Consider the following 17,031-nt stretch of genomic DNA (forward strand, 5'->3'; position numbering starts at 1 on the left):
ATTCATAATTAACATAATTATAATTTTAAGAATAAAAATAGAAAGATGGAAATAATGATGCGAAGTAATCAGCCAATGACTAAGAAAAAAATATTACTCCTGATTACTCTATTATTTATTGGGTTAACGGGTTTAAGAATCGCTTGGATTATGTTTCATAAGACACCAGATCAACCATATGTGGAAAAAGGTGTGCTTGATTTAAGTAATTGGACATTTACAGACAAATACACAGTCTTACTTGATGGTGAGTGGGAATTCTTTCCGAACAAATTTATTAACCCAAATAACAGTGCTAAACATGTAAAGACGGAAGAACCATCGTATATTACTGTTCCAGGAAGTTGGAAAGATGAATTGGACAGTCATATAGGGCATGGGACATATCGATTGAAAATTATCTTGCCAGATAATGGTGAGATGATGCACGGATTAAGAATAGAGGAAATTACAAATGCAGCGCAAATTTATATAAATGGAAGGAAAATTTCTGATTATGGGACACCAGGTACTTCTCGTGATACATCGATTGGAAAGCGTGGTCCTAGATTAGCTTTTTTTCCAGTTAATCAAAATGAAATAGATATTATCATACATGTTTCTAACTATGATTTACCATTTCGTGGTGGCATAACAGACTCAATTAAAATCGGTACAGAGACTGCTATTATAAAAGAAGACCATCGTTCACAAAACTTCCAATTAGCTGTTTTTATTGTCTATTTATTACATAGTGTTTACGCTATTGTTTTATATATTATGGCGCGCAAATATTATCAAAAAGAACTATTGTTTTATGGTCTCATGCTTATTGTTGCAGGCTTTACTGTATTAATTGATGACGATATGGTCCTTCAATTACCAATTAATGCCGAAGCTTACCATAGATTATTACACATTCTCTTTAGTACAGTGCTTATTACATTAGTTACTGCAATAAAATATTTATTTAATGTTAAATCAAGACTTCATTCTATTTTAGTAGGATTATATATAGTCATCGTAATCGGTATTATCATTGTTCCGATTGAACATTTTTATCTCGTTCATAACGGTAAAAACATTCTATATTTATTATCTTTTTACTTACTATTTTCCTTAACAATCAAATTCGTCCAAAAGGGGAATGACGAGGGCATTTATGTGTTATTTTTCATTACAGGTTATACGTCTAATATGGTTTGGGGGACTTTAATTAATGCTGGATTAGTAAAAATTCCATTTTACCCCTTTGATTTTATTATATATGTTGTCGCCATCGCTTTACTCTTATTAAAGCGATATATGAATATGTTACAAGTGAATGAACAACAAACAATAGCATTAAAAGAAGCCGATCGAAGGAAGGATGAGTTTTTAGCTAATACGTCGCATGAACTACGCAATCCATTACATGGTATTATTAATATTGCGCAAACGATGTTGCAGCACAATGCAGAAACATTAACGCAAAAAAACAAAGATGACTTAAAGTTACTTGTTCGCATTGGTGAAAATATGCGATTTACGTTAAATGATATTTTAGATTTATCCAAGATTCAAGAAAAGCAAATTCAGTTTTATCAAAAGCCTGTTAATCTTCATACTGTCACATCTGTCGTACTAGATTTAGTGAGGTTTATGGGAGATGAGAAAGAATTACAATTAAATCTCAATATACCAAATAACTTTCCGCTAGTATATGCTGATGAAAATCGTCTCATGCAAATACTGTTTAACTTAATTCATAATGCGGTTAAGTACACACCAGAAGGATCTATTACAATTGATGCTTATTATACAAATGATAAGGCAACTATTAATGTTAAAGATACTGGGGTGGGAATTAGTCCTGAAGCGATAGATAGTATTTTCAATCCATATGAACAAGAAGATTCAAGTATGACAGCCATTGGTGGTGGTATCGGTCTAGGATTACACGTCTGCAAGCAATTAGTTGAATTACATGGTGGCGAAGTCAGTGTGAAATCGGAACAAAATCAAGGTTCCACGTTTTCATTTACACTTCCGTTAGCCGATGAATCTATGATGAATCATGTAAACATAATGGAAAAACCGACCGTTATTCTTGAAGAAGCAGCAACATTAACCGAGGAACCTGTATCAGAGCAAATGCGTTACCACAAGGCAGCGCAAATTCTCGTCGTCGATGATGACCCTGTTAACCTTAAGGTCATTAGTAAAATATTAGATAAGGACTACTATCTAATAAAAGCAACAAATGGTCATGAAGCATTACAATATATAAAAGACAATCAATTTGATTTAGTTGTTTCTGATGTCATGATGCCACAAATGTCTGGATACGAATTAACACGACATATACGCGAACAATATACACTATCAGAATTACCGATTTTACTCTTAACTGCTCGCAATCAAATAGAAGACGTTCAAACCGGCTTTAATGTCGGTGCAAATGATTATGTCATTAAACCAGTTGATGCAGTCGAATTATCAGCACGTGTTCATTCATTAATACATTTGAAACTTGCAATTCATGAGCAATTACGGATGGAAGCTGCGTGGTTACAAGCACAAATTCGGCCACATTTCTTATTTAATACATTAAATACAATTGCATCGTTAAGTGAAATTGATCCAATGAGAATGACAACGTTGTTAAACCATTTTGGCAACTATTTACGCAGAAGTTTTAACGTAAGAAATACTGAAAAACTTATTCCACTGGAAGAAGAATTAGAAATTGTCCGCTCCTATGTCTATATAGAACAAGAACGGTTTGGTGATCGCTTGAACGTAGAGTGGCATCTAGATGATCATCTAGAAATTAATGTACCGCCGCTCTCCATTCAGCCTTTAGTTGAAAATTCAATTCAACATGGCGTATTAAAACGTGCGACTGGTGGTACTGTGAAAATCACAGTCCGCGAAAAAGAAAGTGAAGTCATGATTTGCATACATGATGACGGTGTCGGAATAGATTCGAAAAAAATTGAAAAACTATTAAGTGGCAAAGCTAGCTCAAAGCGGGGTATTGGAATTGCTAATACGAATCAGCGATTGAAAAAGCTTTTTGGAAATGGATTACAAATTGAATCTACACCGAATAAAGGGACAACAGTTTTGTTTAACATACCAAAACAATAAAATGAATAAAATCAGGCTCCCCCATAAGATCGGGAGCCTGATTTTATTATTAAGGAAAGTTAGTCATCTTTCTTCTCTTCCCTATCATTTGCTTCTCGTTCAGTTCGTTCAGCCTGGATAAGTAATCGCTGATAGTTATGCCGATAAGGATGACATGTTAATAACGTTGCTAAATCCTTATCCTCCTGTATCTCTAATGAATCCGTTTCATCAGGATAAATAATTTTCTGACCGTATACTTGATATGTTAATGTTTCATTCATCGTATGAATATAAAAGACATCACCATCTTTTAATTCATCGACATTACGAAACATCGCTTTTGTGCCCATTCCACGATGTCCAGCTAAAACAGTGTGCGTACTTTCTCCACCTAGTGGAAGTGACGATCCTTCTACTTGACCGATTCCTTTACTTAAAACCTCCTCAGAAGATCCTAAATAGATTGGAATAACGAGTTTAAGCTTAGGTATTTCAATCGCGCCAAAAATATCATCATCATCAAATCCTAAACATTCATTAAAAGCCGTTAACTTCTCTTGATTATCACCAAATGGGTCACGGAAACCATCAATATTATAGTACACTTCTTCATTACATTGTTGCGCTTTCGCCATCAATTCATTAATTTCTTCTTCTGATAAATCAGCTAATCCATTTTGAAACTGTGCGACTTGATTCTTTTGTAAATAATTATTTACAATTTGAGCAATGTGTGGATACAATAATATAAGTAAACCAAGCCCAAATAATATGATGAGTCCCCTATACTTCTTCATGCTTTATCCTCGCTTTCTTCTTCCTTCTGCGATATAAAATAAAAAGCACTAATAAGACAACAATAGCGATAACAACAATATACAACCAAGGTAATTCACTAGCTTCGGCTGCTTCCTTTTCAGCTGGATTGTAAGGTACACGTTTTCCTTTTACTAACATGCGATGCGTATTAATCATATACGGTTCACAAGTGAGTAATGTAACGATTTCTTCATCTTCTGACATTTGAAGCCATTCCGTTTGGTGAGGCAATACAATTTCAACATCAAATACTTGATAAGCATATGTTTCATCTAGTACTTGAACATAAAACTCATCTCCTACTTCCATTTCATCCAAATGTCGAAATAGCTTAGAACTTGGAAGTCCTCTATGAGCTGTTAGGACACTATGTGTTCCAGGCTTTCCTGTTGGTAAAGATGAATTCTCGAGGTGCCCCACTCCTTGTGATAGGACATCATCACTTGATCCATGGTAAATGGGAAGATTTGTATTGATTTTGGGGATTTCAAGTGTACCGATAGCTGGTCCAATATTTAATGCATCATAGTAGCTTTTATTTCCCGCTTTTCTCTCCTCGGTTGTCTCTTCTGAAAACGGATCGACGAAGTCTAACTGAGCATCTTCTAATTTTTCATTATGTTTATCAGCCTTCTTTCTTTCATTTTCAATTTCTTCCTTGTCCATTTCTTTTACTGTTTCTGTATATTCTTCGACAACAGATTGATGAACTTTGGTAGATAACAGATTACTTACTATAGGATAGGAAAAAACACCTAATCCAGTAAAAAATATTATTATCAATAACCATTTCTTCATTTTTTTTCCCTTCCTATCATAAATAAACTTCTGTTTTTTTACATGAGAAATTGGGGAGAAAATCTTCTCTCCCCAATTTATCTTTATGCTACTTGTTCTTCTTTTCTACGACGTAAGTAAAGAACAAAAGCTGTCATCATTAATGCAAGACCAATAATTGTAAATAAAATAGTTCCTATCCCACCTGTAGTTGGTAATTCCCAACCAGATTTAGAGTTTTCCACAATAACACCTTTATTTTCAGTGCTATTGTTTTCAACTTTTACTTCAATCGATTTTGTTAAGAGACGGTATGATTTTTCTGTACCATCCTCATCCGTGTATGTTGGTGCTTTTGTTTCATGTAAATAATATGTTCCTGGTGTTAAACCTTCAATGACGATTTCACCATTTTCATTCGTTACTAAGTTTTCTAGTAAACCTTCATGAGCTTCACCATTTACTGTAACAACCGTTCCAGTTGCATCAACAACATTATTTCCTTCTTTATCTGTTGTTAACTTAAACTCTGCACCTTGGAGTTTAACGTTATGATCTGACTTATCTACCTTAATTATCTTTAATCCACCTTCAGTTGGTTCAACAGTTACTGGTGGTGTGGTTGGTGGCTCCTCTGGTGGTGTTGGTGGTTCTTCCGGATCATTAGGATTTGGTTTAGTATACGATCCCTTGTCATTGTTAAAATCCAGTTGAGCTGTGTTTTCGATACCTGTCTCATCTACGTCTATTTTAGCATCTGGTCTAATTTTCGCTGTAAATGTAATTTTAATTTCAGAGTTAGGTTGTAATAAGCTTAAGTCTTTTACTTCCCATACTAATTCTTGTTCGTTTTGTGTAAATTCAATATTGTCTTTAGTTGTTCCTGTTACTGTCCAACCCTCTTCAATTGAACCATCCGTAATAAACTCTAAACGGTCATCCAGAACGTCTGTAACTCCTAAAATACTATAGTTTTCAATATCTCCTGGAGTTGTAACAGTGATATTGTATACATATTCCTTATCACGATCAACAACATGATGCTCTTTTTCTTCAACATCTTTTTCAATCTCTGGCTTTTTATAGTTTGTTACAACGCCATTTTCATCAACAAAACCATCAATTGTAGTCCATTCTACTTTGTTTTGTTCACCTGCTACAACTTCAAAGTATATTTTATCTGTATTAATCGCATAACCATCTACTGTTTTGATCTCTTGGAAATAATATTTTCCTTGGTCTAAGTTCTCTACACTAACTTTTCCTTCTGAGTTAGTTGTTAATTGTTCGATTTCGTTTCCATCTTCATCATAAAGACCGAAAACAACATCTTCTAAAATCTTACCGTCTTCGCCTTTTTTAATGAGTTCAGCATCTCCACGAATAATTTCGTTCTTTGGATAGATGTGAACATCATAGTTCAATGATGTTCCGTCTTTACTCGTCATCGGAACGTCAACGTAAAATGACTCTGGATTTAAGATAATGTGATCAGGGCCGTCTGTTTCTTCTACTTTATATCGACCTAATTCTAATCCATCACCTTTTGTGAAAACAACTTGGCCGTTTTCACCTGTTTGTTTTTTAATTGTTTTTCCACCTGATACTTCTTCCCATATATCTGTTTCAGAATTGTACTTATGTGTTTGTGTTAAAGTAAATTCAACACCTTCAACTGGTTCACCTTTAGCATTTTGTCCAGGAAGTCCAGTTCCTTCTTCACCTTCATCTGCTCCTGGTTCTTGTTCAAATTTGTGAATCGTTAATGTTGGATTGTTTTTGTCACCTTTAATGATTGGCTTTTTGTTTTCTTCAGCAAAAGCAAAATTTGGTAATATGAGTGATACAAGTAATGTCAATGCTAAAAAAATATTAAGCGATTTTCTTTTAGCTATTTGCATATTTAATTTCCCCTCTCTTAATTAAACTTCTTTTTATAGTGATGCTATATTTCTAGCTTTCTAAGCTTTAGCATCACCTCCTCAATCGTTAAAACAAGATATATGTGTAAGTTAATCTTCCGTTTGCTTAGTTTGTTTTTTTCGTCTTAGCATTAAGAATAGAGCCCCTAACATAAGAAGTGCACCCAAACTATAAAATAAAGCTGTTCCTATACCACCTGTACGAGGTAATTCCCAACCAGATTTAGAGTTTTCCACTTCAATTTGAACATCCAGATTTTCACAAGTAATTTCTATATCTATTGGTTTTGTTAACAATCGATAGCCTTCTGGTGCGTTCGTCTCGACTAGTTGGTATTTTCCTATTTTCAAATCAGCAAATGTTAGTTTACCTTTCGAGTCAGTCTTTTCGGTTGAAATGACTTCTCCTTTTTCATTGCGAAGTTCAAACTCAGCATTTGCTAAAACTTCCTTACTCTCTTTATCTACTTTAGTTACTTCAATTGAACCTAACTGATTCATATATACCCCTACTTGTGCAGGTTCAACAGGTTGTCCATGATCAGTTGCGACAGCAAAAGAGTTCCATGCAGCGCGTGCTTCGGGATCGACATCTTTATCAAGTAATGAAGGGTCCACATCGTCACAATTTGGAGCTACCATGGAAAATATAATATCCATATCCACACCTTTAACCCAAGTTTCCCCATCATTTAACTCAATTTTAAATGAATGTACCTTACTCCAATCCTCTACATCTGCTTCGATCATCCAATTAGCAGCTTCCACTCCTTCTGGATTAGAGAGAGGGGTTGTCGTTTCCGGATATTTAGTATTCTTTATTAAATCATCGCGTTCTGGGTTTTTCGCTGTACTGTAATAGACACTTACTTTTCCATTCCATTCAGTCGGTAATTGAATTGGACCGGTCATAAGTGGTGTAAATTGACTGCCTCTAGCAATGTTATCTGTTATGCCTAAATCACCAACAGACGGTAACACATCAATTAATGTCATAGTCGATATGTCTTTTCCTGTCGTATTCGTTAAGTTTAATTTATAATCAATTGTCCCACCTGGCACTGTTTGTCCAAAGTCTGTCCAATCTTCATCCAACTCGCCTTTAACCCATTTTTCTGTTTGTAAATTATACTCTCCGCGAATTGTGTAAATGTTTCCTGACTTTAGTCGTGTTTGATCTGTTATACCATCACCATTTAAATCATCTTCATCTGTTTGTAAAATCGTATCGGTAATAGATGTTCCATTCGTGGAAGGAACACGTAATTCTTTATCTCCCGAAAAACCATAGACATCAAATTTTAAAGACGAAGCATGACCTTCAATAATATCTACATCAATCCAAGCTTTCAATGATTGTTGATAACGCAAGTATTCCTCAGACCATGTAAATTTAACGAGCTGTCTACCAGTCTCATTATAATTATCAATGACTTCATATGTGCCACCATTATCGTTTGAATACTCGTCATTCGGTGTATCACTTATCTTAACTCCAATTGGTAGTAAAACAACAGCTTCTAAATCTTTCTGCATCGAATAAGCCGATGTAGATCTATTATCGAATGTTACTTCCATTCGGTTAGGACCATAGATAACTTCTCCATTATTATTGTCCTGTAAAGCAACTCCTACAGTTGCTATTGGATATGCATTATCTGGTTTTTCAATAATGGTTACTTTTCTAGGATAACTCCAAGGGGGTATACTCAAGTCACTTTGATCTCGTGTATCATAATAGAATTCTTCCGGGTTTTGATAATGCCCTCCGTAGCCTGATATCGTAAAATAGTTTTCGACCTGTCCTAGATATCCTTTCTTTACACTAAAATCAAAAGTACCGAATACTGTTGCAAATAAACCCTTTGGAGCGTAGGTAAATCTATATTCTATATTCGTAACGATATCTTCTTCATTCAAATTCAAATCTACTCTGCTGTAATATTTACTAGACTCCGCATTTTCAACTAATCGTTTTTCCTGTCCGTTTACATTTGCATAAATATCGAATGTAGGGTTTTTCTCTAGCTTTTCCAATTCATTAAAATCTATATTCGGTGGATAATAATCACTATCAGGATAATATCTCCATTTACCAGGTGTTGTTATTCCCGTCAGAATTAAATTTTGGTCAATAGTGTATGAATAAGATAGTTCTTCGAAATCATGATATTGACCTTCATATAATGCTCCTATCCCTAGTCCGAATTTTAACCATGCATCGTCATAAACTTCTAGCAGGAAATCATCTGAAGCTCCCATTTGTCCTTCTCCATTTGCTGGTGCAAAATGAGGTGGTATTAATGGAAATCCATCTGAGTTACTATCTCCATTCGCTCCATAAATATAAATGCTATCTTCAGACTCGTCACTGATGCTAACATCATTTATAAATGTTGCTTTCACTTCTGCTTTATTTTTTTGATAAGTTTTTTCAGTATCCATATTGGCTCGTAGCCATACTTCAATTGTTCGAGTGAATACACTTCCTTCAGTACTTTCTTGCTCTTCCAAAGAAGGTGCATCGAATTCCCAGATTAATTGATCCCCTTCTTCTCTAGGTGAAGATAGATCATTAGTACCCCAAACATATGATAAATCATAAGATAGTCCATCTGGCAGCGTATCTGTAATAACAACCTTACTTCCTTCTTTAAGATACATCTGACCTATATCATTCTTGGGAATCTCAACTTCTATTAACCATTTGGTAATATGATCAGGAAATGGGGCTATTTTCTGCCATTCTCCTTCCACACCATTCCATACTTCACCTGTAAACATTTTATTCACACTAATTGCCGATGATGATATCACTGTTACTAATGCTTCACCTTGTACTTTTTCTCGTTCATCTGACTCAAAAGAGGCTTTTGCTTCTAATTTAGTACCATTCGGTGTGTACCCGTTTTTCGTCTCCACTTTAATGATGACATCATATGTTTGACCTGTCTTTAATTTGTCAAATTCGTACGTTAATGTATGATTCGTTGTATCATAAGTTGGGACTACACCTGCAATTTTTAATTCATTTACATCTTGATTAAACGCTGTATAATCATTGATTGGTAAATCTACTACAATTTTTGCGTTGTTATATTCTTTTTGTGAACCAGTCGTTTTAAATACAAGGTTGTACATCGCTGTTTTTCCAGACTCGACTTCTTCCTTATAAGGAGAAATATCAATATCTACATTTAAATCTCCTACGAAAGATTGAATCGCTCTTTTAGTTTGGGTCGTTGTACTTTCTCTGGTATTCTCTTTTACCAACTTTTTATCGGTTGCCTTCTTTTCTTTATCAGTCTTTTTCTTCTCTTCAACTTCATCTTCTTTATTAATGAATGTGTTATTATTTTTTTCTTCTGTTACTTGTTTATCCGTCACCTGCTCAGATTCTTCAATATTCGTTTCAACAGCAGTTTCATTATTTTCTTCTATTAATTTAACTTGAAATGTCTTTTCTAATTCTATAATCTTCTCATCTTCTATAAATCCTGTGGCTTGTATATTATTTTCTGCGGTTTCTAAGTCTATCAATACGAATTTTATTTCACTTTCTTGGGAACCAGGTTCCCAAGCTACTTTTAGTAAATGTTTATTTTCCTCATATTGAAAGTCTATGTTTTGTTGATTAAGTTCTGACGTTTGTTCTTGGTCGTAGGTTGACTTTACTGGTAATTTGATATGTACTTCATCTACCATAGAGTTTTCTGTTAGTAATGCGACTACTGTATGGTGATTTGTTGCTTCAGGATCGACATTAATATCTAATTTCGGTTGGCTATCCATTTCCTTATCCGAAGCAAACATAAATGGTTGAACCCCTTGAGTGAAAGTCAATAATATAATTAGAAATATTAAAGGTAACTTTCTCATTTTGCTCAATTTAACGACCCCCTTTTTTAATTATATTTGTATATTTCTAGCATATTAGACATAACTTTACATTTTCTTTACATAAAGTAGTCTAATTTAAAAAACTATTGCTGATTGAAGTTACTTAAATAGAAGTATAAATATCCAGACTATACATAATCTCTACATTTAATATTTTCTTATTATTTCACAAACAATAAACCCCTGTTTAAGTCGCTAATAATGACTTAAACAGGGGTTTTGACATTCAATAGAGTTATGAATTCATACTCCATTTTTTATACCATTCAACAATATAGTCTTCAGGTGAGATATTTAATTCTGCCTTTAACGTTTTTTCAAATGTTTGATATTGTTGATGGACTAATGCATGTTTCTCTTGTTTGGCATATATTTTCATTAATTCAAAATGGGCTTCATCAATCAATGAATTATGTTGACAAATACTATAATACCAAGTTCTTGCTTCTTCTAATTCATATCTAAGATTATAATATCTAGCAATTTCTAATGCGTATTTGATCCACACTTGTTCATAATGAAACCTTACTGGCTCTGCCCAACAATAATGATAATCTTGTAAATATGATCCTGTATATAACTCCATTACTTCTAGATACTGGTCTATTGTTTTTTCATTTAATTCCAGAAGTTGTTTTAATCGATTTTCCCAGTTTATATAATCTAAAGTAATGTTCTTAGTCTTTAAAATATATCCTTCCGTCTTACTCTTTATCTGAAAATAATAATTATAAGGTGTTAGAGCCTTTCTTATATGATAAATCGCTGTATAAAGTTGTGCAAACGCCTTTGATGGTTCTAATTCATCCCAAAGTAGTTCTATTAATAAATGTTTACTTACTAGCTCATTACGGTGATGAAATAAATATAAAAAGAGTTCTTGTGTTTTTTTTGTCCTAAAATGAATCGTTTCATTCTTACGACTAGGTAATGTAAAAGATAAATGTCCGAGTAAATTAACTTGTAAATTATCTTCAGTTTGAATAATTTGAGATTGTTGTGCTTTCCATTCTACTTTTTCATTTAAGCGAGCCAATGTTTCTTTAAAACGATCAAATTGCACTGGTTTAACTAAGTAATCAATGGCATTTAACTCGAAAGCTTCAACGGCAAATTCATTGTATGCCGTAACAAAAACAATAATTAGCTCTGGTTTTTTCTCCAATAATTCGTCAGCTAATTGAATTCCATTTATTTCCGGTAAATGAATATCTAAAAACAAAACATCAATATCATTTTCAAGAATAGCCTTTTTAGCAGCGATAGGATTTGTATAGGTACCGACGATCTCAATATTAAACTCAGGTGTCTTTTCAATATACCGTTTTAGGAAGTCTAGTGCTAACTGTTCATCATCTACAAGCATTACTCTCACTAAAACCGCCCCCGAAAACTAGATTAATATTCTCTCTCATTATAACCTTGTTACGTTAAATTGTTAAGATTTTCCAATATAAAATGCTATGAATTTTACTAATTAACAAAAAACCTTAAGAATGTTAACATCCTTAAGGTTTTTTATTTAACTCTGAAATATAGGAACACAGCAGCTAAAATAATTAATACAGAACCGCTAAACAATATATATGATATAGATCTTTCATCGAATATTGATTGTTGCTCTTCTGTATGATCGGTGCTTTTTGTTGCTAAATTATCAGTTGATTTTTCTCGATTTACATCTTTATCTTTTTTAACATCTAATATTTGTGAATCAGAAAATCGTGTATGAGCATTTAATTTATCCTTAGTTATGACATCTTGTTCTTTTATAGGTTGATTTTCATCATTTGTTTGTGCACTTTTGTTTTGTTTACGTAACTTAATGGTGTTTTGTATATCAATACGTTCTTCTTTACTTAGCCTCTTCTGAACCCGTAATTTTAGAGGGCTAACTTGTCCTTTAATAATTTCAAACTGAATAGGTGTTGAGTCTAATTGATAACCAAAGGGAGCTAACACCTCAATCAATTGATATATTCCGGGGTGTAAGCCCTCTACAAATAACACGCCATCTTGATCTGTTGTTAAGCCCGATTTAATAAGATGACCGTCAATATCTCTTAACTCAAACACGGCTCCTTTTAATTTAAAGTGGTGATATCCCTTATCAACGAGAGATAACATAACAGAGCCTGTTATAAGCTCATTTTTTACAATAACAGCAGTTGGTTTCCTTTGACTTTTATTAATTTCAAACTGAATTGGCTCTGAATCTAATTGATAACCAAAGGGAGCTTTTGTTTCAACGAGTTGATATATTCCCGGTCTTAAGTTAGTAATAAACAATCTTCCATGACGATCTGTCACTAAATCTTTTTTAATCAAGTGACCTTGTTGATCTTGGAGTTCAAATATACCACTTTGTAACTTTAATTTGTGATTTGCTTTATCTACCTTTACAACCTCAACAGCACCTGGAATAAGTTTATTCTTTGCGTTGATTTCTACCGTATTTTTATCCTTATCTGTTTTGTTTCTATCTATTGTAAATTTATATTTTTCCTTACTGGATTGATAATGTTTAGGTGCTTGTATTTGAATCAGTTCATAGTTTCCTGGTTTTAAGTCCTTAACGATAATTTGTCCATTTTCGTCTGTTAGTAAATGTTTCTTAATCACTTGTCCATCTTCTTGAACAAGTTTATAGATGGCACCCGGTAATTTTATCCTATTATCTTCTTTATCTACCAAATTTAAAACAACTTTTCCTGTCAGTAAATGGTTCGGTGCATTGACTTTTACTGTGGCTGTTTCTTTTGCTTTGACTTCGAATTCAATCGGTGTCGGATCTAATATAAAATAATCCGGAGCCTTTACTTCAACAAATTGGTAAATTCCAGGCTGTAAATGAGATACAACTATTTTCCCCACGTCATTTGTACGTAATGACGCATGTATGACCGTCCCATCTGCATCTAATAGCTTGAATTTTGCATCTTTAAGGACTTCGCTTTTATCATCCGCATTAAACTTCGTTAATTCAACGGATCCGAGTTTCAGGTTCTCTGAAATGACTCGCGTTGCCTTTGTTTGATGATGTTTAATGGTGAACGGGATTGGTTTGTTATTTGTTTGATAGCCTGGCGCAGCTTGTTTTTCAAGAAATCGATATTTGCCTGGCTTCAGGTTATTTTTGTAAATCATACCGTCTTGATTCGCCGTTAATAGAGCGATTGATTCGTATTGGCCATCGACTTTTCGTTCTAAGTTAAATATTGCACCACCGATTGGTTTCTTAGATTCTGCATCGATATTTTTAAATTCAATCGCTTGAATGACTTTTTCATTTTCTACCGTTAGCTGATAAGTCTCTTGATCAAGCGTTATCTTTTTATGTTCTTTATTAGGGACATAGCCTTCTGGGGCTTCTGTTTCTTTAATGATATAGCTCCCAAATAAAAGATGCTTAAAACTGGCCTTTCCTTCATCATTTGTCTTAACCGAACCGATTTTAATTTCACCTTCACGATCAAAGAGAGTAAATTCAGCACCTTTAAGAGGCCGTTTCGTTCGTGCATCGACTTTCGTTATATCAAGATGTCCGATACGACTCTCGATTCCACCATCTGAATCTGTTAATTTGATGCGGTGGCGATGCTCTGTCGTTGTTTCTTCATCGGTTAATTCATGGGCGGCTAGAGAAGCCTTATTATAAACATATTCGTTATTCCCTGCCATTATATACGTGTCATACTCCAAAATATATGGTCGGTTTATTTTCTCTTCAAATATGAGTTCGAAATAGTCTTGTCCTTGTTCGTTCTTTTTAAAGATAACTTGATAATCTTTACCCTTAATTAAAGATTGGGCCGTATTTTTCGAGATATTACCATTTTTATCAACGATCGTATCAAACAGTTGAAAGGAGTCCTTTAATACCATTTGGTTCACACTCGGCTGATCTGTTAATAGAACTTTTGAGAGTGTTGACTGCGTTGGATTAATTGAGACTTTCCAATTCAATACTCTTGGATTATCTTTATTTTGTGTAGCTTCTTTTAAAGTATACTTTCCGCCATTTGGAATGGAAGCTAATGCTTGTGATTCAGATAACTTCACTTCTCCATTTTTCAAAATAGATCTGTTCTGATAATACGGAACGATTTTTTGTCCTTCTAGATGTGTACGATAAACAATAATATACGGTTCATTTATTTCACCTAGTTCCACTTTAAAACTTGAATCACTGATTAAATCTACTTCATAATCTTGATTAAGTTTTAACGGCTTATTGTTTTTTATCCATTGACCTGATGGTGTTATATCAACTTTATACACTTCGATCGAATCTAGGTTTATATTTTGCTGAGGTTGAATGACGTTTTCAATCGCTGCTTGTGTCAGTTCGTGATTATTGTAATTTACACCAACTTCCCATGTGATTTCTTTGCTTTCTGCATTGTAAAAACCTTTTTTAAAACCATTTTCTTGTGTATATCGATTAGGAGTAAATAAGGCGCTATCTTGCAAAGTCTTGTCTTTACCTGATGTATCTCTCCATGTCAACGTCGCTTTATTTAAGAAAGAGGTACGCCCTTCCATCACCTGATTAAAATTAAATGAAGTCGTATACTCAATATAAATTGGTTTTGTTACTGTGTTTAAATGACCAACAAATTGAACACGTATCTCACCAGTCTGTCGGTCATATTTAAACACATAATTATTTTCACCCAACCTTTTCCCATCGTACAATACCGTATAGTCCTCTAATATTAATCCTTTTGGCAAAACATCCGTCATAACGACATGTCGCATTGATTTAGCATCTCTATTAATGTAAATGCCCCATTTTGTCGTTTTGTCCTTATAGTTCGTTGAATTGTAGAGGTGATACTTATTAAACACTTGTTGTGTCATCCATTGTCTAGCATTTTCTTCATGACCATTTCCGTCTTTCACACAGTTTGTGACATATCTATTTTCTTCAACGCGATTCGTCATTTTCGTTTGATATGTTACCTTATACGCTTGGTTAATATCTTGCTTAAAGCGAAGTGTCAACATATTTTCTTCTACATTCGTATCAAAGTTAGAAAAATGACCAGATTTCCCTTCTGAACCATCTTCTTTTATTTCGACTTCTTCGACCTTTACACTATTAGCAACCAATGCCTGCTCATCATCAAATGTATTCACTAGAAACGCTTTGTCTTGTTCAATGAACTGTTCATTATAGTTGTATTTTACTTCCCACGTTATCGTCTGATTTGTCGTGTTATAGTTCACGACATGTTTTTTTAAAGGTTCCCCACGCTTTACAGAAACAGTTGCTTTTGTTGACACAGCTTCTATGTTTTGTCCTGTCAACGTTGCTTCATTATGGTACTCTTTATTAGTCTCATCCGTTATCATCGTTTCAAACACAACACGATATGCTTGATCTATATCACCAAATAATAATGGAAATGATTTGTTTAAAGAATCCGTAACTTGCTTTCCTAATTTAACAGAACCATCTAATTGAACATCGAGTTCGTAAATCGTTATAGAATCAGCTACAAGGTTTTGTTTTCTCCCTATTGAATCATGCAATTCAGCACTTTTGATTGGTTGTAAGTTTTTATTTATATCGAGTTCCCATGTAATCGTTTGAGCATTGTACGATTTATCCGGTGTCCCATTCTTTTCAATCGCTAATCCTTTCTTCGGTTCAAATTGAATGGGATACGTCACTGTTTTGTTATCATGAATTGGAAATTCAATTACTTGACTTGTGCTACCACTTAAATCTTCCCTAATCTCTGTCTGAATGTTAATAAATCCGGAAACGTTATCGACTTTTTCTATTTCTTTATTAAATGTCATTGTTACGGTGCCGTCTGTAAATAATTTATATTGACCGAAAGTGGTTCCCGTACCGTTTATCAAATCGCCATTTATTTGATGATGCATTTGGAAAGCATCCGGTAAATTAAAAGTGTATGTCGCACCAGCACCATATTTGTGGTTTTTTGGCAATTTGAATTCATACTTAATTGATAAATTTAAAATTCTTTCACTTGGATGTGGCATTCTTTCTGGTAATGTATCTCCATTTGCTAAAGTAAGTTCTACATTTTTAATGATATTCTCTTTTATAATAAGAGATTTCTCTATCGATTCTTGTTCTTTAGACTTGTCTTTTTCTATCTGACTTTTACTTCGTTCTTCTATTATCTTAGATTCGTTTGGCTCTGGGTGCTGCTCCTTTGAAGGAACTTTTTCTTCTTGAAGAAATTCTGTCTGTTCTTTTGATTCGAGTTTTCTCTTTTTCTCTTCTATTTCAGCACCTAAAGAACTAATCTTCTTCTGAATTATTTCTATATCTTCAGTGATTGTTGGTTTATTTAAATCTAATTGTTCGGCAAAGATCATTAACGGCGGTACGAGACTATTAAATAATAGAAGGAATGTTAACGTTACTGTAAATATTCTCTTATTACGCACATAATCTATCCCTTCTGAAATTTTTAATATGGAGCTTTTAAATTGAGCATTATAATTATACGAAACTATTCTCTACAAATAATAAACA

Annotated in this window: 7 protein-coding genes; 1 reads left to right on the forward strand and 6 read right to left on the reverse strand. The window is 33.8% G+C overall.

Annotated features, from left to right (window positions below; translation table 11 throughout):
- The first annotated feature begins 54 nt into the window (after window positions 1-54).
- Window positions 55-3,111, forward strand: coding sequence for an ATP-binding protein (locus VIG73_RS00415; protein ID WP_331638235.1), 3,057 nt, complete (start codon window positions 55-57; stop codon window positions 3,109-3,111).
- 59 nt (window positions 3,112-3,170) lie between these two features.
- Here VIG73_RS00415 and VIG73_RS00420 read toward each other — a convergent pair whose 3' ends face one another.
- From VIG73_RS00420 to VIG73_RS00445, 6 genes are all read right to left on the reverse strand, one after another.
- Window positions 3,171-3,890, reverse strand: coding sequence for a class C sortase (locus VIG73_RS00420; RefSeq protein WP_331638237.1), 720 nt, complete (start codon window positions 3,888-3,890; stop codon window positions 3,171-3,173).
- A complete protein-coding gene (locus VIG73_RS00425) occupies window positions 3,877-4,710 on the reverse strand; it encodes a class C sortase (RefSeq protein WP_331638239.1) in 834 nt (277 codons plus the stop codon). Before VIG73_RS00425 ends, VIG73_RS00420 begins: the two co-directional genes overlap by 14 nt.
- An 83-nt stretch (window positions 4,711-4,793) precedes the next feature.
- Entirely contained in the window at window positions 4,794-6,590 is a 1,797-nt protein-coding gene (locus VIG73_RS00430; RefSeq protein WP_331638241.1) for a SpaH/EbpB family LPXTG-anchored major pilin, read from the reverse strand.
- Window positions 6,591-6,701: 111 nt separating this feature from the next.
- Window positions 6,702-10,490: a prealbumin-like fold domain-containing protein gene (locus VIG73_RS00435; RefSeq protein WP_331638517.1), complete on the reverse strand. Its 3,789-nt coding sequence runs from the start codon at window positions 10,488-10,490 to the stop codon at window positions 6,702-6,704.
- Between the two features lie 256 nt (window positions 10,491-10,746).
- A complete protein-coding gene (locus tag VIG73_RS00440; protein ID WP_331638519.1) occupies window positions 10,747-11,877 on the reverse strand; it encodes a response regulator in 1,131 nt (376 codons plus the stop codon).
- Window positions 11,878-12,029: 152 nt separating this feature from the next.
- Complete coding sequence (locus VIG73_RS00445) at window positions 12,030-16,943, reverse strand: SpaA isopeptide-forming pilin-related protein (protein WP_331638243.1); 4,914 nt, start codon at window positions 16,941-16,943, stop codon at window positions 12,030-12,032.
- Between the last annotated feature and the right edge of the window lie 88 nt (window positions 16,944-17,031).

The organism is Cerasibacillus sp., from assembly GCF_036516575.1.
Lineage (GTDB): Bacteria > Bacillota > Bacilli > Bacillales > Amphibacillaceae > Cerasibacillus.

Bases quoted from the DNA above. Each gene is read 5' to 3' on its own strand.
- VIG73_RS00415 (WP_331638235.1), top strand. From the start codon at position 55: ATGATGCGAAGTAATCAGCCAATGACTAAGAAAAAAATATTACTCCTG.
- VIG73_RS00420 (WP_331638237.1), bottom strand. From the start codon at position 3,890: ATGAAGAAGTATAGGGGACTCATCATATTATTTGGGCTTGGTTTACTT.
- VIG73_RS00425 (WP_331638239.1), bottom strand. From the start codon at position 4,710: ATGAAGAAATGGTTATTGATAATAATATTTTTTACTGGATTAGGTGTT.
- VIG73_RS00430 (WP_331638241.1), bottom strand. From the start codon at position 6,590: ATGCAAATAGCTAAAAGAAAATCGCTTAATATTTTTTTAGCATTGACA.
- VIG73_RS00435 (WP_331638517.1), bottom strand. From the start codon at position 10,490: ATGAGAAAGTTACCTTTAATATTTCTAATTATATTATTGACTTTCACT.
- VIG73_RS00440 (WP_331638519.1), bottom strand. From the start codon at position 11,877: ATGCTTGTAGATGATGAACAGTTAGCACTAGACTTCCTAAAACGGTAT.